General features: G+C 59.2%; 23 protein-coding genes and 1 pseudogene. 12 read left to right on the forward strand and 12 right to left on the reverse strand.

The annotated features are described in order from the left end of the window. Together FN369_RS04685 and FN369_RS04690 are read right to left on the reverse strand one after the other, a co-directional pair. Positions 1–226: pseudogene (locus FN369_RS04685) on the reverse strand (hypothetical protein); the annotation flags it as partial. Continuing rightward, positions 223–1,422: a hypothetical protein gene (locus tag FN369_RS04690; RefSeq protein ID WP_142525042.1), complete on the reverse strand. Its 1,200-nt coding sequence runs from the start codon at positions 1,420–1,422 to the stop codon at positions 223–225. The gene FN369_RS04690 and the pseudogene FN369_RS04685, both read right to left, overlap by 4 nt. A 265-nt stretch (positions 1,423–1,687) precedes the next feature. Here FN369_RS04690 and FN369_RS04695 point away from each other — a divergent pair, with 265 nt between their 5' ends. Then, entirely contained in the window at positions 1,688–2,620 is a 933-nt protein-coding gene (locus tag FN369_RS04695; protein WP_246189553.1) for an AAA family ATPase, read from the forward strand. A 178-nt stretch (positions 2,621–2,798) separates the two neighbouring features. Here FN369_RS04695 and FN369_RS11480 read toward each other — a convergent pair whose 3' ends face one another. The 6 genes from FN369_RS11480 to FN369_RS04725 all read right to left on the reverse strand — a co-directional run bounded on the left by FN369_RS11480 (position 2,799) and on the right by FN369_RS04725 (position 9,764). Beyond that, the gene (locus FN369_RS11480; RefSeq protein WP_246189554.1) at positions 2,799–4,382 is read right to left on the reverse strand and encodes a hypothetical protein; all 1,584 of its coding nucleotides are present in this window, start codon (positions 4,380–4,382) and stop codon (positions 2,799–2,801) included. A gap of 74 nt (positions 4,383–4,456) precedes the next feature. Beyond that, positions 4,457–6,127, reverse strand: coding sequence for a hypothetical protein (locus FN369_RS04705; protein ID WP_142525044.1), 1,671 nt, complete (start codon positions 6,125–6,127; stop codon positions 4,457–4,459). A gap of 93 nt (positions 6,128–6,220) precedes the next feature. Further along, positions 6,221–6,817 (reverse strand): hypothetical protein, encoded by a 597-nt coding sequence (locus FN369_RS04710; RefSeq protein WP_142525045.1) that lies wholly within the window; start codon positions 6,815–6,817, stop codon positions 6,221–6,223. Positions 6,818–6,848: 31 nt separating this feature from the next. Continuing rightward, a complete protein-coding gene (locus FN369_RS04715; protein ID WP_178087678.1) occupies positions 6,849–7,136 on the reverse strand; it encodes a hypothetical protein in 288 nt (95 codons plus the stop codon). 38 nt (positions 7,137–7,174) lie between these two features. Further along, positions 7,175–7,567: a hypothetical protein gene (locus FN369_RS04720; protein WP_142525047.1), complete on the reverse strand. Its 393-nt coding sequence runs from the start codon at positions 7,565–7,567 to the stop codon at positions 7,175–7,177. Between the two features lie 40 nt (positions 7,568–7,607). Further along, positions 7,608–9,764 (reverse strand): type IV secretory system conjugative DNA transfer family protein, encoded by a 2,157-nt coding sequence (locus FN369_RS04725; protein ID WP_246189555.1) that lies wholly within the window; start codon positions 9,762–9,764, stop codon positions 7,608–7,610. Between the two features lie 70 nt (positions 9,765–9,834). Here FN369_RS04725 and FN369_RS04730 point away from each other — a divergent pair, with 70 nt between their 5' ends. Next, complete coding sequence (locus FN369_RS04730) at positions 9,835–10,497, forward strand: hypothetical protein (RefSeq protein WP_142525048.1); 663 nt, start codon at positions 9,835–9,837, stop codon at positions 10,495–10,497. A gap of 269 nt (positions 10,498–10,766) precedes the next feature. Here FN369_RS04730 and FN369_RS04735 read toward each other — a convergent pair whose 3' ends face one another. Beyond that, positions 10,767–11,378, reverse strand: a complete 612-nt coding sequence (locus tag FN369_RS04735) for a hypothetical protein (RefSeq protein ID WP_178087679.1) — start codon at positions 11,376–11,378, stop codon at positions 10,767–10,769. Positions 11,379–11,435: 57 nt separating this feature from the next. Here FN369_RS04735 and FN369_RS04740 point away from each other — a divergent pair, with 57 nt between their 5' ends. The 6 genes from FN369_RS04740 to FN369_RS04765 all read left to right on the forward strand — a co-directional run bounded on the left by FN369_RS04740 (position 11,436) and on the right by FN369_RS04765 (position 16,282). Beyond that, on the forward strand, positions 11,436–12,119 hold the full coding sequence (locus FN369_RS04740) for a hypothetical protein (protein ID WP_150003890.1): 684 nt from the start codon (positions 11,436–11,438) through the stop codon (positions 12,117–12,119). Positions 12,120–12,592: 473 nt separating this feature from the next. Then, entirely contained in the window at positions 12,593–13,366 is a 774-nt protein-coding gene (locus FN369_RS04745) for a hypothetical protein (protein ID WP_142525051.1), read from the forward strand. A gap of 26 nt (positions 13,367–13,392) precedes the next feature. Then, a complete protein-coding gene (locus FN369_RS04750) occupies positions 13,393–14,658 on the forward strand; it encodes a hypothetical protein (RefSeq protein WP_142525052.1) in 1,266 nt (421 codons plus the stop codon). 255 nt (positions 14,659–14,913) lie between these two features. After that, positions 14,914–15,195 carry a hypothetical protein gene (locus FN369_RS04755; protein WP_150003891.1) on the forward strand — a complete coding sequence of 94 codons (282 nt, stop codon included), beginning with the start codon at positions 14,914–14,916 and terminating at the stop codon, positions 15,193–15,195. A 96-nt stretch (positions 15,196–15,291) separates the two neighbouring features. After that, entirely contained in the window at positions 15,292–15,474 is a 183-nt protein-coding gene (locus FN369_RS04760; protein WP_142525053.1) for a hypothetical protein, read from the forward strand. Positions 15,475–15,655: 181 nt separating this feature from the next. Beyond that, a complete protein-coding gene (locus FN369_RS04765; protein WP_142525054.1) occupies positions 15,656–16,282 on the forward strand; it encodes a hypothetical protein in 627 nt (208 codons plus the stop codon). 25 nt (positions 16,283–16,307) lie between these two features. On the opposite strand, the gene FN369_RS04770 is transcribed toward FN369_RS04765, so the two are convergent. From FN369_RS04770 to FN369_RS04780, 3 genes are all read right to left on the reverse strand, one after another. Further along, entirely contained in the window at positions 16,308–16,898 is a 591-nt protein-coding gene (locus FN369_RS04770) for a hypothetical protein (protein ID WP_142525055.1), read from the reverse strand. A gap of 42 nt (positions 16,899–16,940) precedes the next feature. Beyond that, complete coding sequence (locus tag FN369_RS04775) at positions 16,941–17,891, reverse strand: hypothetical protein (protein WP_142525056.1); 951 nt, start codon at positions 17,889–17,891, stop codon at positions 16,941–16,943. 82 nt (positions 17,892–17,973) lie between these two features. Continuing rightward, positions 17,974–19,959, reverse strand: a complete 1,986-nt coding sequence (locus FN369_RS04780) for a GspE/PulE family protein (RefSeq protein WP_246189556.1) — start codon at positions 19,957–19,959, stop codon at positions 17,974–17,976. Positions 19,960–20,234: 275 nt separating this feature from the next. Between FN369_RS04780 and FN369_RS04785 the strand changes: the two genes are divergently transcribed. From FN369_RS04785 to FN369_RS04800, 4 genes are read left to right on the forward strand one after another with little or no spacing between them, the layout of a single operon-like run. Beyond that, positions 20,235–21,011, forward strand: coding sequence for a hypothetical protein (locus FN369_RS04785; RefSeq protein WP_142525058.1), 777 nt, complete (start codon positions 20,235–20,237; stop codon positions 21,009–21,011). Beyond that, entirely contained in the window at positions 21,008–22,009 is a 1,002-nt protein-coding gene (locus FN369_RS04790; RefSeq protein ID WP_142525059.1) for a hypothetical protein, read from the forward strand. The genes FN369_RS04785 and FN369_RS04790 overlap by 4 nt, the downstream gene beginning before the upstream one ends. A 36-nt stretch (positions 22,010–22,045) precedes the next feature. Further along, on the forward strand, positions 22,046–23,317 hold the full coding sequence (locus FN369_RS04795; RefSeq protein ID WP_142525060.1) for a TrbI/VirB10 family protein: 1,272 nt from the start codon (positions 22,046–22,048) through the stop codon (positions 23,315–23,317). Between the two features lie 27 nt (positions 23,318–23,344). Further along, positions 23,345–24,217, forward strand: a complete 873-nt coding sequence (locus FN369_RS04800) for a hypothetical protein (protein ID WP_142525061.1) — start codon at positions 23,345–23,347, stop codon at positions 24,215–24,217. Positions 24,218–24,267 lie beyond the last annotated feature (50 nt).

Genomic DNA, 24,267 nt, shown 5'->3' on the forward strand with positions numbered 1-24,267 from the left:
CCCGCCGCTGGCGGCTCGGCTCGTGCATCTTCAGGAGCCGCTCGACCAAAACTTCCCGGACAGAGGGAACCGCAAGAAGCGCGAGCTTTTCCAAACGCAAGGCTTCCTGATAAGAGGCAACTTCCTTCGCCCAATCGATAGGACGTTTTCCCGGGCTTTGTCGTTTCTCCAAATCCATTGCGGCAACTTCCATTTCTTTTTCGTAGGACGGCGATGTCTCACTCATCGTCCTCGATCGCATCCGCTCCGAAAGCGGTCGACAGTCGTTGCTCGCTCTTCTCGGCTGCTCCTCCATCCGTTTTTCGAAAGAAGTTGCTCGATCTGTCGCTCTTGGGCACGTTTCCATCGCTCTGCTTTTTTGAGTTCCTCTTCGACCGAGCTCCGCACCTGAGGTAACTCGAGCAAGCATGCGGCCTTGCCCACCGCCTCGCGGAGCGCGCTGCCCTGTGTCACCTCCGGATACTCTCCGCTTCGGCTGTCCAAAAAATCCTTGACAGACCAGAATACGATTGCAAAGGCCCGAGCATAAGGATCGGTCACCTTCTTGCTGGCCAAAACCTGAGCGAAGTGCGAAGCGGCATTTCGCGCCCCGGCACAGATTTCGCCGCTCAGGATGTCGCAAAAGCGAAAGCGCTCCGCGAAGCGGTCCGCCTCTTCTCCGGTGGTGCCGCAGGCGAGGGCGCTCGCTCTCGCGCAGTTTCGGGCCCAGCGAGTAGGAGTCGCCGGATTGACATACTCAAAGAAGATCCGGCCTTGCGCATCGGCGAGAATCCTCTCCCGGCTGTCCTTCATCGGTCGGTAGTAGCCCTTTGCCAACCAAGGATTGGTTCGCCGCAGTGCCGTTTCCGCATCCGATGACGCCGCTCCGTACCTCAGGAACGCGTTGCATCGGCTCCGGTAGGCGCCCGCCAACTCTTCGTAAAGGTTCGCTAAAACGATTCGCTCTGCTCTCGACAAGTTTCGGTGAGCACTCGTGATGAACTCCTCGAACGAGGGAATACGCTCGCCCGGAATCGCCCCTTCCACTTTTCGCTCCGACTCCAGATCCAGAGTCGGAGCGCACGGACTTCCCATCCGATCGGTGACGGTCGCCAGTTGAGCCAGCACTTCCCGATTGTACTGCCAGTCCCGATCGCGCAACGCATACGCCGTGGCCTGACAGGCTGCGCTATCGCTGCGGGCTTCTTGGGCCTCCTGCGCTTTCGAGAGCCCCTCGGCTAGCAGCTCTCTCAGTTCCGGCTCGCTGGCGAGCTCCCGCGCTTGTTGGCGAAGGGAGTTCGAAGTGCGGCTCAGCGCTTCCATTCCGGAACGGCTCAGCGATGGTGAGGCGATTCGGATGACCTTTCCTCCCCCGGAATTGTTCCCCAACACCAGCGCCACCTCCCCATCGTTGAGGATGGCAAATCCATTGACCTCGTGCATTGTCTGATGTGCGACCGACCCATGGCTCAGGACACGAACGGACTCATCGGCTCCGGTCTAGTTTGCCCCTCTCTCCGCTCTCCGGGCGACACGATTCTTGGCGCTCGTTTTTTCCCTGATTGAGATCGGCACTGGACCGAGATTGCTCACCCTTCTGCAACCATTGAGCGAGGACTTGCCCTTTTAGGACCTGGCAAACTCTTCCTTCCTTCGGAAACGGGATGACGGAAAAACGAATTGGTTCCATATCCTATGTAGTAGGTCGATGGGGAATCCAATGATAGCCGGCTCGGAAGCATTGGAACGAAAGAGCTTCGAGCCGGTTTCCAAGCTTTCCTTTCCCCCCGACTACATTTTGACCGACCCGGCGGCCATCTTAGCGGTCGAATGCGCCGCCCATTCCATGGGGCAGGATGAATCGCTCTCCGCTGTCTTGCTCGATGGGCCGCCCGGCTGCGGAAAGACCTTTCTTGGAAAGGCCCTCGCACGGGCACTAGGAGCCAAGCGCTATCTTTTCCAATTTTTTCCCGGCTGCGGGAAAGAAGAGCTCCTTCGGGATCGGGCGCTGGACGGGCAGGGGCTCGTCCCGGGACTCCTCCCGCACTCGATCTCTTCGTCTCGGGAAGGCAAGACGGTATTGATTCTGAACGAACTCGATAAGGCCGACGTCTCGGTCGATAGCTTTCTCCTCGACTTTCTCAACGAGGGGGCCGTCATGATCCCCCAACTCGGCGGAGAATTGCGCGCGGATTCCAAGAATCTTTTCGTGGTGATCACGAAAAACGATCTTCGGGATGCAACCGAAGCGCTGATCCGGCGCTGCCGCATGATCTACATGGGCTGGCCAAGCCCGGAAACCGAGCTCCGCCTGATCCAGAGTACCTTACCCTGGGCTACAAAGGCTCTTTGCGAACCCCTGCTCGACGCTGCGAATCAATTGCGTCAGCACCCCGGTGTGAAGAAGAAACCCTCTCCGCCCGAGATTACCCGTCTCCTTGGCGACTGCTGGCGGATACGCCGCCGCGGATTGTCTCTCTTGGAGTGGAGCCGCTTTTTGACCATGGGCCTCGTCCCGCTACCGCAAGATCGCAGGTATTTGGAAGAAAACCCAATGGCGCTGGCGGCGCGCGTGCGCTCCCTGATTCTTGCAGCAGATCGGCAGTCCGAGGCGGGGGAGAGAGATGCCGAGGCCGCTTAACCGCAGGCCCGATAGCGGACGAGCCCCAAAGAGCGGGCTAGGGAACGGATCTCGTCCGATCTCGACGTCGCTGCCACGGACCGTCTTCTTCCTTTCCCGAGAGCCATCGAGATCGGCGAGGCGCTGGTTCCGCGGGAGAGAGGCCGACTGAGAATCTCTCTTCCAACCCCAACGCTTTTTACCGGGGACCGGGTCGAGAGGCGACCGATTGGACCCAACCGCTGACACGCCCGATCGAATCTTGTCCGGCACTTCGCAGCCCTTCGGTGACCGCGCCATGGATACGGCTATAACTCTGGGTGAACCCTTCCAGCAAGGCACCCGCCATGTCGGCAAATGCCGAGGACCAACCGAAGGCGATGCGGGCCGCGACGAACGGAAACATCGAGCCCGCATGGACGAAGGCCGCGACGATGTTGACCCCCAGTCCGTAGAAGGCCCAAGCTCCGGCCACCTCGAGCAGACCTCGCAAGCTCGCCGTCAAAAGTTGCGACAGTCCCTGTCCAACCGGCCCGACAATTTGTTGGATTACGTTAATCACCGAACCCGCCACGCTGTTCGGGGAATCGGTTACCGAACTGGAGCTCCCCGGGGTGAGGGTCGGCCAACCCACCATCGCCTGCAAAATCGTCGGGACCGCCCAGCCGAGCACGGCATGATCCTGCTGCTGTCCCGAACCAAACATGAAATGAAAGATCGTTTGCGCGAGGGCATATCCGACCCCCGAAAAAATAAAATAGAGGGTCGGGACGAGGGCTGTTGCGACCAGCGCTTGCAGCATCGGGCGCCAAACCCCCCGGAAGCTCGTAAAGAAGATAAAGGGGATCATCGCCAGTCCGAAGGCGAGGAGGGATTGATAGGCGATCTCGCTTCCTGCAACGATCAAGAGTTGGGTAAAAACCAGGGTGAAGACGGCGCTGATCGCCAAGATAGCCGCGGTCACGATCAGACCGAGAACCATGCCGAGCGATGTGATCAAGGGAATCCCGTAGAGAAGCATGGTGTTCCAATTGGTTGACTCGTTCGGGCTCGGATTTCCTCCGCCGATTCCCAAAGCACCCAATAAGGATTGCAACGCGGTTTTGAGCTGCTGGTAGAGCTGGATGTTTTCGAAAGGATTGCTGGTTTGTCCGCTGCCGGATAGATGGAAGACGTTCTGAAACATCACAGAACCGATATAGACGGGACCGAATTTGAACTGTTCCGGCGAAACAGAAGAGGCTGGCGCCCCCGAACCTCCCGGTCCGCCCGAGGGAAGCCCAATCCAGTGAAACCACCAGACTGCCGGATTGGGACCGCTCGGAGTCGCTACTCCGGAATCGGTCGTTGCCATCTGAGCGATTTGCAAGCCGATCTGTTGACCGCTGGTAATCAGTGCTTGCCGATAGCGGTCGATCAAAAGCTGCGGCGCCTGGGCATAAATAAGAAGCCAGGCGAGAAAGGCGAGCAAGGTATAGTCTAAGAGCTCATCGAGAATCGGTCTTCCGAAGAGGATCCGCCAACCGGCGAAGGTGGCGGCCGAAAAGAGAACGTAGGGCATGACCCCTTGCGCAATCGCAAGCCCATTCTGCCGGAGGAGCGTCCCCATCTGGAAAGCGAACTGCATAATCGCTTCCATGAGGGGAGAGGCCTCAAATGCTTGATTTTGCTGATAGCCGCCGGTCCCGGAAGATGCCGCGATGCTTTCCGGGAGAAAGCAAAAGAGAAAGAGCAGTGGCAAAAGGGCGACCCCGGGGAGACGCCGGTGGAGCAATTGGCGCATTGGGCTTCTCAATTTTCGGTCGCCTCCCGTTTGTGATGCCGCCGTCTTCCTGTTGTCCCAGGCAAGCGACAACCTCAGGCACCATTACTCCCGGCGTTCACCCGTCCGTTGATCTGGTTGAGCAGCGCGCTGGCGCTTCCGCCGCCATCGAGGATCGTCCGCTGCCGCATGGCCTGGCGGATATGCTCATGCTCCTGGAGAAGACCATAACGCGTCTGTCGATGGTGCTCGATCTGCTGCTGGAGCGTGTTTAGGTGCTGATGTTTCGCATTGATCTCGCTATTGACCAGCATCCGAAACTGAGCCAGCTGCGCGATGGGAAGATTCGGGTTACCCTGGAAACTGGCCGCCAAGCCTTGCGCGGCGCTTTGCAGACCCTGCAAGGTGGCAATCACGCTCTGGGTGTGTTGGTAAAGTTGGCGGTTGATCTGCTCACTCGCATAATTTTGTTGAATGCGCTGGAGATTTGCCGCCATCTGACCGAGGAAGGTCTGGAGAATGGCGGCGCCTATTCCGGTGACCAAAGTTCCTGCAGCTCCCGCCAACGAGCCGCCCCCAAACTGAACTGGGACAATCGCGATATCCGCGGGCAAAACACCATAGGCGCTGGTGGAACGCGGGATCACCGGCTCGCCGGGAGGAGTGGTCAGAAGCGCTGCCTGAATGGCTGGAAGATTCTGCTGGGCATAACTGTCCAGGGGATTGGCGATGCCGGTGCCGCTTCCTCCGCTATTTTGGGACTGGTTGATCTGGTACCGCTGAACGGCCCCCCAAGCCCCATTTGTGAAGATATCGGGAGCGACCGGACTCATGCCGTAGGCAGCGTTCGCGTTGGGGCCCGTGATCGGATGGTAAAGACCGCTCGTTGTGCTCGATCCATTCGGCAGCCCGGCTTGGGTGATCCAAAAGGCAGCCTGTTGCGGACCGCTTCCTTGCCAGATCGCCGTCTGGTAGGCGGGATCGGTTGGATTCGACGGGCGGACGAATGCTCCGTTGCCCAGCATCAATGCTCCACCCAAGAGAGAAGGAAGAACGCCGGAGAGAGTGGCCGGAAGCGCCAATCCATTCAGCCCGCCCGATGCCCCCATCGTGGCGAGGGAAGCCAAGTTGCCGAGCGCACCCACGCCCATCATGGCGAGGGGATTGGATCCTCCAAGGAACATGGGTGCAAAGGCCGTCGCCATCGTCCCGAGGTTTCCGAGCATGGCGCCGAGGGTGGGGCTCCCACTCCCCAGGAACTGGTTCCCGAGCAGCTGTGCGGCCCCCAACTGGGCGGCGTTGAGTCCCGTGAGGAGGAATGGCGGCATCCAGGACATGCCCAGCGGCATGCCCGAGAGGCCCATCAGGTTGCCGATATAGCCCAAACCCGCTCCGACTAGCCCCGCGCCGTTGAAGGCCATACCCAACGGGCCGCCCATCGCGCCTAGGAGGTTCATTGCGGCGAGCGGGCTCTGGTTAAGCTGAGCTTCGTAGCCCTTCAATTGATTCAGGTTTGCAAGCTGGGCGGCGCTCTTCTTCGTCCCCTGTTCCATCTGCTGGAGAAGCAAGGTCTGTTGTTGGATCTGCTGGTTGGTCTGCTGAATGCAAGCAATCCCTTGCTGGATCTGCTGCATCAGCAGGCCGGCTTGTCCCGTGAACGAGGTAACGGTCACGGGGTATTGCGCACCCGCGTGCGGCGCCCGCCAAAGAGACGCCGCCACGGCCGCGACCAGAAGAGCGATACCGAGGGAAGCACTCCGTTTCATGCCCTTTCTATAGGATAACCCGTAGCGGAGAAAAGGGTATCGGCAGCGACCGCATGTGCATTACAAAATCGAGCGCCCACAGACCCTTTCCATTTATCGGACGGAGGATTCCTGAACCTGGAGGAGGCGGGTGCGCCGGTTGACAAACTCTTTCGGGAGCCGATCGAAACGGATGAAGGGAACGGAGCGCTCGCGCCAGCGGCGATGGAGCGCTTGACAGACCGCAGCCAATCGCCGGCAGACCGGGAAGAGAAGCTCTCCCTGCGGATGATTCGCAAACCGAGCCAGGAAGTCGAGCGAGTGTTCCCCGACCGCAGCGTCTTCGATCGGCATCGAGAGGAGCACGGATTCCGGATCGGCCGCCGAATCGATCACGAACCATTCCGACCAGGCGTCGGGCGACTCGTCGAGCATGCGCGCCCAGATCGGGTAGGATCCGCCAAGGAGTTCGCAAAAGAACCGCCGGTCGACTACGATGGCAGGGAACGCCGGTTCCATTTTGCTCGTGCGGGGGAGATCCTCCCCGAGGCGCTGAACAAAATAGGCCTCGAAGAGAAGCGCCCTTTGGCGCAAGGAAACGGGTTGCTGGCCGCCGTTGAAAAGATCCATCGCGAGATCCTCCGGGTAGACAATCCGACTCGGACTCTCGGGCAGCTCTCTCTTGCTTTCGTTGGCTGGTTCGCGCGGCATAACCTGCTCGAAACGTTTTCCGCCTTTCGGTTTAACGGAAGAGCGAAAAGGGATCGGTGGTCTTGCGCCCTCCAATCTCATGAACGCCTCCTTCCAACATGGCGCCCAACTCGAGTACCCACCGCTCCAAGTCATGGCCCGCCTTGCTCCATCCGGCTGCGGCGGCGTAAGCAACGCCTTGGAAGAGAAACCGGCTCGCATCCCGCCGGGAGCGAGAGAGAAGAGCCGCCGCACTTTGGACGACCGGAAACGCTACGAAGGCTAGGAAGAAAAGACGGCTGCGTGGGCCGGATCGGGAAAATGGGATCGATGATTTCACTGACATAGCTTTTCGTGGAGCGATCCAGCCGCTCGGCGCTACTGCCCCTTTTTTGCGCGAATCGCCTCGGTGTATCGTTGCTTGAGCTCTGCTTGGTATTCTCCCTCTTCCACCATCGCCCGAATTCTTCGCGGCGTGCCGATATACCGCGCATAAAGATGGGTAATCCCGAGAAGCCCGACAGAGAAAATCACCGTGTAGAAGCAGAATACCGCGAGATCCGCAGCCGATCGCGAGCCGGCGAGGAGATAGGCCACGGCAACCGGAAATGCGAGCCAGAGCTCCGAGCCTCCGGAAACCGTGCTCGCAAAGAAGAGGCGATCCCCGTTCACGGTCAGGACGCCCGAGATCAGCGCCAAAAAAATCAAACCGACGATCTGGAGATTCTGCTGGTTGACTCCGGCGGTGGGGTTCTGGATCTGCTCGAACATGGGTCTCCTCCGATTCTCCGGTTTCTACGAGATCACTGCTTCATCGAGGAATAAGATGCAGGAGAAACTGAACCCGCTTGAAGCTCCGCTTTCCGAAACGAGGATGGAGCTTCACGATCGCCTCTCCGTCCTTGAGCTTGGGAAAGACGTATGGAGAGTAGAGCGGTTCTTTCCGGAAGTTAATCTGAAAGTCTTGAGAGGCGATCGGCTTGTTGAGGTCGAAAAGAAGCTCTTGAGTTCCTCTGGCCAGGTAGCCGTCGCTTCGATCCACCTCTCCGAAGAGACGCGAAGCAAATTCATTGGTCTCGGTGTGCGGATTTCGAAGAAAGATCATGGTGGCGGTGTTGGTGAGAATAGAGTCGATCTCCGGCTTCGGCAGTCGCCCTTCCAACACCGCCAGCGACTGGAAAGCAACGATGCAGGCACAACGGTATTCCCGCGCCTTGTCGAAAAAGCCACGCTCGCCGGTCCAGTCGCCGGTCGTCGCAACGGTGGCGAACTCATCGCAGAGATAGATCACGGGCCGCTCCTGGTTGATCGATGTCTTGTCCTCTTTCTTCAACACTTTCCGAGCGAGCACCGTCCGAAAGAAGTCGAGTTTGAGCAAGAGGCTCGCTACCTTCGCCGCGTTCCGCCAGCGCGCGAAATTCATGTCGAGCACTACGATCTTCCCCTCGTCGATCACCTGGCGGAACGAAAGCTTTCCGCCAGGCTGGACCATTCGGCTGAAGGGGGGCTGTGTCATGAGCGAAGTGAGCGTAGAGACCGTCATTCCAATCGAGCCGGCTGTCCGTTCGTTCGCGATGTTGAGGTACTCTCCTCGGAAGTAGAGATAGATCTCGTCGGAATTCGGCTCCTTGCCTTGTGTCCGAAGGACCCGCTCGTATTGCTCCAGCCACTTCTGAAGCGGCCCATACTCGGGCTCCGGGATCGGCATGCTCTTGAGCTCATGCAGCAGGGCGATTCCGTGCTCCGCTTCCCCGAGGAAGTCGAGGAGGAGTTCGCGCAGCTCCCCTCCTCGATCCTCAAGTAGGCCGCAGTGGCTGATGAGCCCTCGGAAGCGGTCCGCGACCTCTCCGATGATGCCAACCGCCTGTTCGTAGAGGTTCTCGTCGACCCGGTGGGAATAGAGCATGGAACGGAGGGTGCGGACCCGCGCGAAATAGCCGACGATATTGTAGGAAGCCGGCGCGCCCCGAAGCTTCGGTTGCGGATCGCCATCGATGAGCCGGATCGCCGTCTCGAGCGCGCTCCGCCGAAGGAGCTGTGCTTCCCTGTTCTCGTCGTCTTCCGGAAAGCCTCCGTCTTGGCAGCCACGCAAGCTCTTCTTGACCAGAGTTAGGAGGAGAGGAAGCTCGGGCTCGATCCGATTCGTGATTCGAGAGAGCTTTTCGAAAGAGACGAATGCCTTCTCCCGAAGCTCCTTGATCGTTGCCTCGGCATGCGTGATCTGCCCTTGATTGGCCGGCGAGCCTCGGTCCATGACAAGCAGATTTAAAAGGGAAAAGGACATGGGAGGGGGAGGATTCTCGACCATCCCCTCTTCGCTCGCCCGCACCAACGCCCGATGGAGCTGGAAAAGAGCGGTGAAGAGCTTCCGACCCGCCGCATCCCAAAAAGGATCTTGCGCGCTCTTCCCGTCGTCGAGCGCTTGCTTGAGCGTGATCATCAGGTCGCCAAGCTCCGAAGGAAGGGCATCCGGATCGTTGAAAGGATCGATGGCGAGATCGTGATCGGGTCCAAAGAGGAGAATATCCTCTGTCCGGCCGTACCGATCCGCCAGCCACCGGACGATTTCCGTAAGCTCGCATTTTCCGTCGAGGATGAAGCCTGCGATCTTCCGCTCTCGGCGCACCTCGGCCTTCCGTAGGTCGGTCGCCCGAAAGAGACTCTCGAGCATCTGCGTGAGAACGAAGCGGGTCTTTCCAGCTCCGGAGCCTCCAATAATGCTTACATGGGAATAGAGGTCTTTGATCGTTAGAGGCTTCCCCTGCTCGTCGAGGAACTCTTGGGGTTCGGTGGCCACGCGGAACCGCAGTTCCCCATAGGCGGCTTCGGCGATCGGGGAACGCCTCCAATAGTCAAGGCCTCGGGTTCGCGCCGCTGCCGTCGCCTTGGGCGCCTTGGGATCGACGGAGAGTGGAGAGAGCAGCCGTTTGCCGAGAACCCGGCCCATGGTTTGGAGTTTTGCGAGCATTCTGCCAATTCCTATAGGACATCCTGGCTTCCGCATCCGACGGTGCGCCTGTTCTATCGTCTCTCGTAGTATGGCCGACGAAGACGCAAGGTGGCCGGCCCATTGGCGCTCTTGGATCCGCGGGGTCGGCGAAGGCCGGATCGACGGCTTCGTCCTCCGATCGGAGCCCGCGGATTGGCCGGAACGGTGGCCCGACGGCACATCGGTAATCTCGTTTCCCGCAGGAGGCGGTCGGAGCCTCCTCTTTCGAGAAGGAGCCTGGCTCGCCTACGGAATCTCCAGCGCTGACGAATTCCGGCAGCGGTGCCAGCGGCGCTCGATTCCGGCAAAAACAGCGGCCGGAATCCTTTCACTCAGCGTCTGCCGCAAGACGACCCCACGATCCTTCTCTGGGTATCTCTATCTTCCCGGCTGCCCGGAACCGTTGGTCCTCCGGTTGGAAAACCAACGGGAGCTCGAGGCGGTCGAAGCGCTTGCCAAAGAGATCGATCCCCACGCCGTTCTGCAAAAGGGGATCCAATTCGTCGATATCTTTCGCGATCTGCCGTCCCTCTGGCGAGCCCTCCCCGCATCGAGCCGTGGCCCCGCCCGACTCGGGGCGCTCTTGGCGGCCACCTCCTTTCTCTGTGCCACACTCGGATTTTTCTGGACACGAGCCACTCTCTTGGCGATCGCCGCAGAATCCCTCGCCCTCTTCGTCTTTTGGCGTCTCCATCGCCGTAGGAAGAGTTGAACTCCGAAGGGGGATTGTGCTCTTCGCGCGCCCGGACCAGCGGCCGATCTCCATTGGCCACCAGCCATCATTTCTTCCGCTGGGCCGATCCATTCTGCAATACGCTGCTTCTGCCCATCGACCTTCTTTGCGTTGCCCTTTTCGTTTTGCGGGATGTCGTGCCGGCGACAGCGGCGCCCTTCTCGGCTCGGATGGTGAGCGCCGACTCTACTCCTTCCGCTGCCTGGGCAGCTTGGGTGTTCGCTCCCGCGGCCGCCGGGAAGGTCGAGTCAGCCGTCTCCCAGGGGATATTCTCTGCGCTGCTTGCTCGGAGGACGGAGTTCGCCAAAACCGCGTTTGCTCCGCATCTCTCTCTCGAGAAAGAGTTGGGCTCGACTCGAGAGCAGAGAAGCCCGCTGCCGACTCATGCCCATGTAGTAGCCGATGCTCGTCAGACTCAAGGAGGGGTTCGGCTCGTCCCCGCGCCGGTGGAGCGTGGCGAGCGCGCAGATCCCCCGGCAGTAGAAGAGGCAGCTCCGCTCTTCCAGCCGAAAACCTTTTTGGGGACAGCGAAAAACCGCCAGGCAGAGCACCACCTCTTCCAATCCGGGAGTCTCCTTCTTTCGCTGGGATGGGAAAGCAGCCAAAACGTCTTGTCGATAGACCTCTCGCAACGGCTCTGGCCATCTTTCCAGTGGAGACCAGAGATGGAGCCAGCCTGCGGCGACTGGGCTCGCGGCGATGGCGCCCGTTTTTGGCACTCTATCGAGGGAGAGAAGGGCAGGGGGAAGAGGCGGTAGATTCGCGGCCTCCCGCAGGCTTCTCCGAAAGCGGAGCTTCTGGGCAAACTCATCCGGGCTCTTGGCTATTTGGCTGTTTTTCGAGTCTTTTGCCGTCTCCATCGAAAAAACTTTCCTCCCTTCCGCAGCAGTCTCCTTAGGCAACCTATTTCATAGAACATGAAGATGAATGGAGACGATCGCGAGCCGCTCGAATATCGCCCGCTCTTTCCGATCGCAGGAGAGGTGGGGAACTTGGCCTTTTTTGCTCTGTTGGACGATCCCGACCTGCGGACACCGGTCGCCTTGGCGTTCCCTCCGGAGAAAGCACACCCCTTTGCCCTCTGGCTGACGACCTATCCACCGGTTGTCGCCTATTTCGGTCAGTCGCGCGTCGTCGAACGGCTCTGCGAAGAGCACATCGGCCTTTACGGAAGCTTGGCGGCGAGTTGGAAGGAGTCCCTCAAGGCGAGCTCGTTGATCCATCAAGCGATTTCGGTGATGGCCACCGATTACCTCTGGCGCTATCTACTCTGGTCCGCCAATCGATGTGAAGGGGAGCTCTCTCTGCCGATTTCAGCCATGATGGGATGGATTTTGCATGAAGGGGCGAGCTTCTTCCTGAGGGACTATCTCCCTCTGCTCGGTAAGGGGCGCAACGCGCTCATGGAGGATGTCGCAGCCGTGGCGCAAGCCGCGCGGGACGTGCAGGAGCTCTTTGCGCCTCTCTCGGATGGATTTTCCGAAGAAGAAAACCCCTACCAGGTCATCGGAGATTTACGCGACGCCGTTCAGATCAAAGAAGCGGCCGAAGAGCTCGTCTTCAGCGGGAGCGCTCCGCTTCCTCCGCTTTCCAAAGGTTGAAAGCAGCTGCGAAACGCAAAGACGTCCTCCTGCGCATTTCGGAGATTCCGTGAAGCTGAGCGCGGCAAGAGGGGCCGCTCGGGTCCATCCCCGTCAAGGATTGTCCTATTCGGGCAAAAGTCGCTCGACCATCCCGGCTTCCGCTTATCCCCGCGGCTTCGCTCATCCCATTCCTTTTCCTCTCCCTCCCAGCTTCCGCAGCCGCTCAGATGGCGGAAATCCTCCCAAGCGATCCACCAAGCCCGGCCTCGGCGCCGGCCACCGGCTGCTGCGAAGGAGGCGCATCGCAGCAGCCCGACTCGCAGCAAGGTTCGAGCGGACCAAACCCGAGCTCCCAGCCTTCGGGCGCTGACAATGCCGACAACAACCTGGATTCCTCCGACGCAAGCGCCCAGAGCAACACTGATCCGCCTACGCTGAAAAAAGCCCGGATATCCACCAGGACGGAGATCGAACGTTACCAGGCCGCACCAATGGCCTCCCGGAATTTTGGGAACGACTTCTCCGACCGGCCCGCCTGGGCCTATGCCATGGGCGATACCGGCGCCACGGCCGCCATGGGGCAGCTGGCAACCGCTCCCAACTCCGGGGTGCAAAACCAAGCCTACTCTCTCCCGGCAACGCTCCCGGAGCAACTCGATCCGGTGAATCAAGCTGTGGTGGCAGAATTGGAGAAGGAGATGCGAACCGGATGCCAAAGCAAGGAGCTTTGTTTCGATAGCGTCTTGCGCTTGTATCAGTGGGCAGGCGCAACACCCAAGTTTCGGGTCCAAGCTCTGAACACGAAAATTGATCTTTATAATGAGAAGATCAAAGAGCTCAAGAATCGGAATCCCCATATGAGCCCAAGGCCGCTCAAGGACGAGTTGACGGACGGGGAGAAGGACCTGTTTGACAAGAAACTGCGATATGGTCTTTTCGCCGGTGACGACAATTTTCTTCGACTCCTTGTAGAGAGACTACAGAGCGGCGACATTGTTCATTTTCCTGGATATACTCTACTCATAAAGAAAAAACACCAACCACCGCAGCCAGTGGACTTTGCTGGTCATGTGGGGATCCTCCTTTTCAATCCCAAGAAGAACCAGTGGGAGGTCGTCTCGACCCACAACGAGAAGAACGGAAAAGTCATTCCGGGTTGGCAGGTGGAACCGCTGGAGGATTTTTCCTTTCGATATTTCTGTCGTAGCAACCAATTGCCGGAGTTCTATCATTGGATCGGCCCGGATCCTCTGCCCCGACGATGATCTTCCATGGAAGCAACCCAAAGATTATGAAACAGAAAAGCAAGTCGACGGATCGGCCGGCGAGAAGAGGGCCAATCCGTTGGTTGAGCGCCGCCTCGACGGCGCTCTGTCTTCTCGCCGTCGTGCGGCCGATTCTTGCTGCCGACGACTTCCGCCCGTCTCCGCGACCGGAAGACATCAGCGAAGCCGAATGGCAGAAGCTCTTCTTCGGACGACCCGTGTTCATCCTCGCCCACATCGTGACCAGCAAGGGAGTAAGCTGGTATGAGATCCACAACTGGGATGAGAATGTCGAAGGCGGTGCCATCGGCGGCAGAGATATCTTCTACGTCCGAGTAGAAAACGGGAGGGCCGACATGCCTTGGTATCGCCGCTTTCCCGAGGACGAATATTCCGGTAAGCAAGTCCCCCCCTGGACTTCGGTGGGATTGAGCCTGCAAGAAGCGACCGAGATGGAGAAGCGAATTATGGAGAAGTTGATCCAGATAGAAGGCTTTCAGGAGTATAAAGAAGGAATCCAAAATGCCTACGAGGATTTGGCTCGAGGAATCGGTCTCGATGTATACTATTATCTGCTCTATCCCGAGACTATCGAAGCCGCGAAAGAGCTTGGGCTCGTTCCCCGGAACTTCGTGCCTCGGGTTTCCGAGAAACCCCAGTTCACCCAGGAAGAGAGAGAAGCGTACCGGAAGGCTCTTGCCCAACATCGGGCAGAGTTGGAGGCTAAGGAGAAGGCCTTGGCAGAGGAGCGACGGCAGACTCAGCCCTCTCCGCGACCGGAGGAGATCAGCGAAGCCGATTGGCAGAAGCTCTTCGGCGGAAAACCCGTGTTCATCCTCGCCCACATCGTGACCAGCAAGGGAGTAAGCTGGTACAATATCAAAGAGTGGAGTACGAGCCCCCCATTCACTATCCACGGCCCGAATGTCTTCTACGTCCGAGTAGAAAACGGGAGGGCCGACATGCCTTGGTATCGCTCCTTTCCCCAGGACGAACATTCCGGCAAGCGAGTCCCCTCCTGGACTTCGCTGGGATTGAGCCTGCAAGAGGCGACCGAGATGGAGAAGCGAAAGATGGAGAAGGTGATCCAGATAGAAGGCTCTCAGGACTATAAAAAAGTTCTCCAAGAATGCTACCGGGATCTGGATCGAGGAATCGGTCTCGATGTAAACTATTACTTGCTGTATCCCGAACGGATCGAAGCCGCGAAAGAGCTTGGGCTCATTCCCCGGAACTTCGTGCCTCGGGCTTCCGAGACACCCAGTTCACCTGAGAAGAGAGAGCAGCGTTGAGGATGGCTCATGAAAAGGCCGCAGAAGAGCAGAAATGGCTGCAGCATCCGCCCGCTCCGGCGCAAGAGCCATAGGGACGCTGTACTGCGGGCCGGTACCGGCGATGTGCTTTGGGAGAAGAGCTAAGCAGCCTTTTGCGGTTGCGAAAGCCCGGTGGTCTTTATGGTTGAGCGCCGCCTCGACGGCGCTCTGTCTTCTCGCCGCCGTGCGGCCACCGAATTCTCGCATCCTCTCTCCTCGAGTCAGGGCCGTTAGTTGCAGAGGATCCTGGGCCAGGAGAAGCCCCTCGCTCTTCAAGATTTCAACGACGCGAACGGATTGGATCCGGTCACCGATGGCCTCTGCTTCAAGGATTGGTTCAATTTACACCAAGGTTCCGGAATGAACTTAGGCCCCCGGATCTACATGGCAAACAGCGGCCTTGCCAACGGCCTGCAACTTGCCCCTAGCCTCACTCCGCTCCAACAGGCGATAAGGGAAGGAGACCTCACGAAGCTGGATCCCAATTGGGTCGAGGTCCCGGAAAATCAGATCTAGTCGGGCGATACGTTCATTATTCCGGGCCATTCCGAATTGGATCCAAAAGACCCGTGGAATCGGCAGAAACGTTATGTTCCAGGGCATATCGGCGTCGTGAAATACGAACCCCATGCCTACAATCCGCTCCCAGGTCAGTTCGGCCAGTGGCAGGCTGTTTCCACCAATGTAGGCCACGACCTGCGTTGGAATGTGATGCCGCTCGAACAAATGGAGCTCGTGGCTCATCTCCCCCTCCGCTTCTTTCACTGGAACGGACCCGTTCGATCAAAACCATAAGAAGATTATGAACTCCTCCCCCCACCATCGATCGTTCTTCTGCGCCATAGGGGCTTTGGCCCTGGTACTTGGCTTTCCGCCGTCACCGAGCCGCGCGGCCGAACCATCGCTTTCCCCCGCTCCTCGGCCCCCGGACATTTCACCCGAGAACTAGGAAAAGATCTTTCAGGGCGTCCCGCAGGTGATCGTTGCCCAACTCAAAGCCGCCAACGGCGTCACCTCTTACGAGTTTCGGAATTGGGATTCAGATCCCGTGAGCCGAGGAATTGGGGGGGCTCCTACGTACGTTTTGGCGGCAAACGGAGATGTTCGCGTTCCCTGGCGCTTCCAGTGGTTCGGCAACGATCCTCCGCCTTGGGTTCGTCTGGGACTGACGTTCCGTGAAGCGGTGGAGATGCACAAGCAGGTCTATAAAAAGTTCATCCAGCTCTCTAACTTCGAATTGGCGCGAAAGGATTCTCTCTCTACTTACAGAGTGGCCAAACCCCAATCGATACCCATTGATTTTTACTACCCCGAAATGCTCGAAGCACAAAAGGAACTTGGCCTATTGCCTAAGGATTTTGTTCCGCCGCCCCTTTTTCCACTACGGCAGCACTATTTACGGATGATGCTGGTCCAGGAGAAGCCCAAGAGCCAGTTTACCAAAGAGCAAAACCAGGCCATCACGAAAAAGCTCTCGGAGCTGGTTCGCGCCAATGCCCTAGGGGATAAAATGGCTGTGGAAAAGGCAAACGAGGAATTGGATGAGATCATCCATCCAAAGGGGTCGAAGCAAATGGCTCCTTCGACGGGAACGAAGCCCTGAGGGTTGCTTCCCACCAGCCGCCGTTCTACCTATCCCCCAGATTTCGGCCTTCTCGCACGATCTGCCGCTTCTGCTCTTGTTGCTGCTCCGGAAGGCGCGCAGGGTGAGGCTGGCGGGGAAGTCCCTCGGTTTCCAAAGGTGGAAGCGCGTGCTCGGTTTGGCGTTTGGCCAAGCGCCCCGTCTCTAGCATCTGATGGAAAGAAAGCTTGCTCCGCTCGAAATCCCGTTGTTGCCGTTCAACTTCGAAGCCGCTCGGCCGATAACGGGTCGTAAAGATTTCGAGAGCCCGCTGCCTCAGTTCGGCAAGGCCCTCGCCCACCGCCTGTTGCAGATTTCTCTCCATCTTTCTCGCCTCCTCTCCTACCGAGCGCAGGCCCTCCACCGCCTTGGCCGTGACCGCTTGGGCTGCCTGGCGCACCTGTCCGATAGGACCCAATTTTGCCCCTTCATCGGGAGATTGCTGCCCGCTCGCCAACTGTCCCAGTGCGCTGCCTAACGATGCTCCGGCATAATCGGGGCCAGTGGATGTGCTGGAGAGAGGCCCCATCTGAGGAGCCCGAAGCTCCCCTCCTCCTTTTCCTCCGCGAACTTCAATCGGACGAGCATACTCTCCCATATTTTCTCCTTTCCGCATGTGCGCAGGGCTCGAGGAGCCTCCTCAACGGCCCAGCCCGCGCTCCCTGGAACGTGGATCAAAAGCCGCACCGACGCCTCGGCCGGTGCTGGTACCTCCTCCAATTCGAATCTCCGGAGGGGCCGTTGAGGAAGTTCTGGTAGACATCGACATCTCCGCACCGACAGTTTTCGATCGACTCTCGGCGGAGGTTCCCACCGCCTCGAGGGAAGCAGCGATTCTTTCCATAGCGGCTAAGGCGCCAGTGCCGAGCCGCTCGCCCAGCGCCGATCCTAAGATCCATCCCAACCAGCGACCGATCGGCTTTCCCGCGGGAAGCGAGCCGAGCGCCCATTCGCCTGCGGTTTCTCCCGCACGGGCCAGGGCCATGGTCAGGGACGTTTTGATGAAGGCACGCGCAAACGCTCCGCCACCATGAACAATGTCTCCTCGGGCGAGGAGCTGGCTTCCCCGGATCACGTCGGGTCCCGCTTCCTCCAAGGCGAGAGCAATCCCCGCATCGGGCCCGGCGAACCGTGTGGCGGTTCTTAGGAGCCGTAGGGCGAAGGGGTCCGATGGCTTCCGCTTTTCGGGATCTTGCATCGAGGAGGCGGCCGCAGCTACGACCCCGAGCGCTGCTCTGCGCAACCCGGCGATCGGACCGGGGGAAGTTTCGGAGCGAGGGAAGGTCTCCCGCGACGACGCTCGCCGGGAGGCGAGCTCCGTGGCCGCCTCCCGGGCGCTCTTCGACAACCCCGGGCTTTCCAACGACCGCCAAAGCTGGTAGACGCCGAACGCTCCTACCAGCCAGGGAATGGATTTTTGAAGCGTACCCCAGACGTTGCTTGCGGCGAGTCCGATATCGCCAATTGAAAGACGGCTCTCGCTTGCCAGGTCGACGGCTTCCTTCCCCATGGGCTGGACCAGCGGTTCCAGATCCGGAACATGCCCCTGGGTGGATGCGCTGTTTCCCAAGTCGACTTGGACGGGCTTCATAAAGGCGATCTTCCTTTTTGTTGTTAGTCGATCGGGACCGTGCGCGCATCCCCTGGACGAAAGGGCGCTCCGGGCGTCGCGATCACCGGCGCGCGCCGGAGAACGAGCGGGAGGAGAGAAGGAGAACGGCCTCCTCCTTGGAGATCGTTCCGGTCATGAAGAGCTCTGCAGCCTGAACGGAGAGCGGCTTAAAGCCGCGCCCCTCATTGTGGCGACGAATTTCGTTCGGAGTCGCGCCCGCTTCGAACAAGGACAACGTCTCCCCGTCGACCGGAAGAAGCTCCATGACGGGCATTCTCCCCGCGATTCCCGTGCCTCGGCAAACCTGGCAACCCGGAGATTCGGCAACCACGGGCTCCGCGATCGGGACAGGAGGGAAGGGAGCAATCTCTTCCGGTTCTGCAGGACGTGTCGTTTTGCAGAAAGGACAGAGCTTGCCGACAAGGCGCTGGGCAACCGAAAGCCGAAGCGCATAGCCGATCACTAGTCGATCGATGCCGAAGCTCTGGACAATTCGTTCCACGACGCCGACCGCATCGTTCGCATGAGTCGAGGTAAACACTTGGTGGCCGGTGAGGGCGGCGTCGATGGCGATCTGCGCGCTCTCTCGATCCCGGATCTCCCCCACCATAAGTACATCGGGATCCTGACGGACGATTCCCCGGAGAGCGGATGCGAAGGTTATCCCCGCCTTCTCCCTCACTTCGATTTGCACCGCCTCCGGAAAATGCTTTTCCACCGGATCTTCGACGCTCATCACCTTACGCCGAGCCGAGCTCACGGCCCGGAGCATCGCATAGAGGGTCGTCGTCTTTCCGCTGCCGGTCGGACCGGTGGAAACGAACATTCCTTCCCCCTGCTTGAGAAACCAGAGTAGCGTTTGGAGCTCGAGGGGAGAAAGGCGGAGATCGGATAAGCTCGGGATCCGGGAAGAGAGAAGGCGAATGGCCGCGACCTCCTCCATCCCCTTGGCGATCACGATGCTGTACCGCTGGTCGTAACGGATCCCGTGATGGAGATGGGTTCCACTGCCGTCTTGGAAGATTCCTTTGGCATCGGCGGCCATATTGCCGTAAAGCTTCATCCGGTCGAGCAACGCGGCATATTGAGGGCGCGTCAGCGGCGCCTGCTCGTAATAGTCGCCATCGATCCTAAAGCGAACCCTCACGTGATTTTCTTTTGGTTCCAATGAGATGTCGCTCGCTCCCATGTCGAGAGCGGAACTCACGATCGCGTTGAAGAGGACGATGCCCGACCGATTGAGGGTGAGAAGCTCCGTTGCAGGCCAACCCCGAACATGGAGAGGATCGCCGGAAACGATGCCGGAGGTTTCCCTCGGCTTTTCAAACTTGGCCTGAAGGTGCGCAAAGTGGTTGGGTCCGCAAGCAACGAGATGGATCTTGGCGCGCAGGGTCTCGATCAACGAATCCACCAGGGAAGAGGAAAAGACTTCGGGAGTCAGCACCCAAGCATGGGTTTGGGAACGGCGCCAAAGGAGCGCATCTTCGCGCCCCTGGATCGGACTTGCGTGCGAGACGCTGCCGAAGGGGACGACCGGATGCGGCTCCCGGCCGAAGAGCAGCTCTTCCAAGAGATCCGCGACGGACGGATAAAGGGCGGGATCGAGTCGAAGCCGTTCGGCCCACTCCCCATGCGGTTCTGCGTTCCAATCTGGGAAGCTCGCCGCCTCCTGCTCGATCCGAAGCGCCAATGCGCCATAATCGACGGGGGAGAGCAGAAAGAAGGCTCGCCGCTTGTCGGAAAGCCAACTCGCCGCAAAAGATTCTACTTCCTCGAACCTATATGGATTGAGGAAGCCTACACACCAAACAGGCTCTTCGCAGAGGAGGATCGCATGCAGCTCGCGCTGCAGCCTTCTGCCGATTGGGGAAAAGGCGGCCGGGGGAAGGGGGTGGTCCGGGTCGGCTGGATAGAGAGCGGGCCATTCCGGCTGGCCGGCGCAGGCCTCCGCCCACCGCTCCCAAGGCAAGGTGCGGCTGTGGCGCACCAGAGCCTCCTCTAAATCGAACGCGGCTTCCTCCGCCTGCCACGCCTTGAGAGCATCCACTAAGACGAGGCGACTCCGAATAAGAAAGGCTTCCAGGCGGGCCATCACTGGGCGGGAAGTCCCGGAGGAAGCTGGGAAGGGCCTGGCTGACGCGGCGGTGTGCGAGGACATTTTCCCCCATTCCGGCTATAGGGCATGGTCTCCAAGTCGCGGCGAGAGGCAGCGGGCCGGGAAGCGGCCTTCGGGAATTCGCCCGACGGGGAGGAACGGATCTCTCCGTCGGCGCGCTTGGAAAGACGGCGAGAGCGACCGTCCTATTAGGCAGGAAACGGCTCATGAAATTGCAAAGCACGACGGGCCACGAAGTCCGCCCGCCCGAGCACGAGCACGACGTCCATTATCCAGGAAGAAAGCTGCGGCTGCCCGCATTCCTCCGACCGATCTGGGAATGGAAAGAAGATCTCGCCATCGTCAACACCTGGCTTCTGATCATCGGCAGCTTGGAGGGAGTCGCTCTGATCCTGCTCGGGATTGCCCTCTGGTTCAAGGTCCACGAGCCCACGCGGGTCATCGTCGATCTGCCCGGCTACGTGGTCTGGCCCAAGACCGAGCTGCTCCAGCTCCGCGAAGAGCTGCTCCGCACCTTCTTAAATCAAATCGGCAAGGTGATCTATGAAGTGAGTCCCGGCTCCTACGAGATTCAACAGGTCGTCGATAAGATCTCACCCGGCATCGCCAAGGTCTTTCGAGACTACTACGGCCCGATCGCCACCGGCAGGAACGCGGAACGGATCGTCTGGACCCTCCGAGAAATCCGTCGCTACGAAGATTCGAAGCACCCCGGCTACTTGACGATCGCCGGCAAATGCGATCGCGCCCGCTATCGGATCGAGAACGGCGCGCAGGAGATCGTCAGCGAGCAGATCGTGATCGTTTTCTATCTCGTCCAAGTACCGAACACTCCAACGAATCCTCTCGGGCTACGACTGGAAGGAGTGGAAGAGTTCAAGGGCGCGGAAGCCGATAAAGCCTGGGCTCTGACCTCTCCCATCGTGAGCCCAGATCTCCTGAAAAAAGAATCCCCTCTCGGCGCGATGGAAAAACATCCATGAAGGCACTGCAAACCAGTCGGATTGTGCTCGGCCTGCTCTTACTCCCCTTGGTCTTCGGGAATGCACTCTCCGGGGAGCCGCTTCCCGGCTCTCTCCCGTCGGATGCGATCCCCCAACCGAACCTGCCTCCCGGGGTGAACGAAGCGCTCTCCAACCCGAATGGTTCAAGCAAGCAAGTGGTGGAAGAAGACGCCCCTCCGGTCCTCGTCAATGGGAGACGGGCGGATGAGCTCAACGAGGACGAACTGCGAAACTTTCTTCAAGACAAGGTCCGGACGATCCATCAAGGAGACGGGCAGGTCGAGATGTTGCGGATCGCTCCAGGATATCCTCTTGTCTTGGAGTTTGCCGAGCCGATTTCCGGCTGGGAGCTCGGCGATGGGAAACTCATCTCGGTCAAACGCTCGTTGCAGTCGCTGATCCTTCGAGCGACCGAGGACAAAGGAGATACCTCGCTCATCGTCTTCTTTGGAGGCGGGAAGACGCGGCCCTACCATCTTTTTGTCGAGGAATCCTTCGCAAAGGCCCAAACATTGATTCGAGTCGCGCCTTTCGCAAAGCGAAACGGGATGGTGCAAAAAGCCTCCTGGAGCGGGGGAGAGCAGCCCGGCCAATATGCGGACGTCGCCGAGGTCGCGCATGTCGTCGAAAACTACGACCTGCTGGTACGCGAGGGCTCGATCACTCCCCGGGACATCCAACGGCTGGCCCTCTTCCGGCGCTCCCAGATGACGGGATTCGACTATTATTATCTCTATCGATTCGCATCGGGACCGTTGGCCATCACCTTTGCCTGGCGCAATCCCTTTCCCTATCCCGTGCGCCTCGACGAGTCGACGCTTCGGGTTGCGATCGGCGGGAGCCGCTTCATTCCCGACTTCGTCTCCGTAAACAAGGAGCTTCTGCCGCCGAAAGCGGCCACGTCGGGCTTTCTTATCCTCTTTGATCCGCCATTCGCCCCCGAGCAGCCGTTTGCGTTGGTTTGGAAACCCAGATGAACCGGAAATCCGGTGGATAGAAACGGGTAGTACTTCATGCCTCGAATCCAACAATATCTCCTGAAAATCCGAGCATGGCTTTCGCAACATCGGGAGTTGGCTCTGTTCGGAGGAATCGGCCTTTTGCTTCTCCTCCTTTTGATCGGTGCGGATTACGGTGTAAACGCTCTTGTCCAAAAGGTTGTGGCAGATGCGCGCAAGCTCTACCGGGAGCGTCAGGCTCCCGCACATCTGAGCGCGATTCCTCCGAAACGCTCCCTTCCGCCCAGGGAGCAGGCGCTCGTAGTCCAGAAAAGATCGACTGGTGCCGCTCCATCGGTCGTGCCCCTGGACATAGCCAAGGCACATGAAAAGCCACCAGAGAGTTCCCCCCCGCCGATTCAACTCAATCCGCCGCCAACGGAAAAAGCGAAGGCCACTCTGGGACCGCTCGAGTCGCCCCCTCCCAATCGCCAAGCACCGGTTCCAACAGGCTTAGTCAATCAGCATGCACTCGTCGAAGGATCCCCAGAAAGCACCCCCGTCGTCACCCGGGTCGCCAAGAAGCGTTACCTTTTCCGTAATTTGGCGGACTCCGCAATGGAGACGAGCGCCGGGGGCAAGGGAGAGGAAAGCGAGCGGTCCAAAATCAATCTTGATACCTTCGCCCCTCGCGGCGAAATCATCGAAGCGGCGGCAACCATGTCCGCCTTCAGCTCCAACACCGACATCGACGTAGTAGCCGCGGTCTGGCTTCCTTTCTATTTCCAAGGGAACTTGCTCCTGGAGCCGGGCGATCGACTTTTGGGCACCTCCAAGGGGAACTCGGCCTTCCGCGACAGGATGCCGGTCAAGTTCGATCGCGTCGTCCTTAAGGATGGACGGACCCTCCCTTTGGACGGCGTTGCCCTCCACACCGATGGGACCGAGGGCATTAAAGGCTATCGGATCAGCGAGCTCGGGAAGCAGATGGTCGGTCCCCTCTTGGGAGCTTTGACCCAAGGAGTGCTCTACTCCCTGATGATGCAAGCCTCGCTCTTCTCGATGAATCCCTACCTCGGGAGCAGCTATTCCCCTTATGGGCCCTACGGCGGCTTCCCCTACAGCGGCATGATGCCCAGCGGCAGCGTCAACGGCAATCAGATGATGCAGCAAGGGTTGGTGATGGGAGGAATGATGGGGGGATCCCAAGCGGTCAATCAGCTTATGCAGATCGTGAACCAAGATGTTGGGCAATATAAGCCGTATACCTTCGTCCCGGCTGGAACGCGCTTCCGGGTCTATCTCAAAAACTACGTCGACGTGTCCCAGGCAGACTATGGGAAATGAGCGTTTCGGCATACTGCAAGGAGGCCTATGTTCCTAAAACGATTGCGATTCGCGGCCGGCGCGATTTCGATCACCTCCGCATTCGTGGGCTGCTCTTCTCACGACCGGACGGCCGCCGTTCCCGTGGATCCCGCCCTCATTCAAAACAGCTACGACTATACAAAACCGCGGGATGTGCATGACAAGAGCAAGCCGGTCTACATGCTCCCAGTCATTAATACGGGCTGGGCGAAAGCCGAGGTGGATCCCAAAACCGGCCAATGGGTCGGAGGCCACTACGTTGGAACGGTAGTCGACCAAGGTCATTGGGCTACTCTCGAAGAGGCGGAACTCTCCGGAAGGCCCTTCATGCGGGCAGACAACGGGCAGATGATCGTTCCGAACCCGGAAGACGCCAATCCGGGCACGGGGGACAACGGAATGGAGATCGACCTAGTCGGCATGCGCAGTCGGCTCGAGAAGCTGGAAACGGCCATGGCGGACGCCCTCCCAAGCTCTCCTTCGCGAGAGGCTATTGCCACGAACATGTTACAAAGAAAAAAGGAAGATATTCCGACGAAAAGCTTCCCTTCGATTCGGGTAGGGGAGCCGGAGACGGACGCGGCACGCCCGCCGACCGCCGGGCCGATGAGGGAAAAGCGATCGACAATCCTGGTGGGAGAGGGCGAGCCAATAAAATCAGCCGCTTTGCCAGAAGGCCAAGGGAGACACTCCGGCACGGTTCTTGAGATCCCCATGGGGAAAGCGGGCCAAGCAATGGCGGTGAAAGCGCCTCAAGGCGATTATGTCGTCCTGGAGTTCCTTCCGAATCGAGCCGTCAAAGCGGTCTATCGCGGCCACACAATTCGTCGGCTCGCTCCCGAGGGCAAAGACGTGATCCAGCTCACCTTACCCCAATAAAGTTCTTATCGGCTCATGCCGATAATTTTGCCGAGGCCCGCCTCGGCGGC

The sequence above is a fragment of the Methylacidimicrobium cyclopophantes genome (assembly GCF_902143385.2).
Lineage (GTDB): Bacteria > Verrucomicrobiota > Verrucomicrobiia > Methylacidiphilales > Methylacidiphilaceae > Methylacidimicrobium > Methylacidimicrobium cyclopophantes.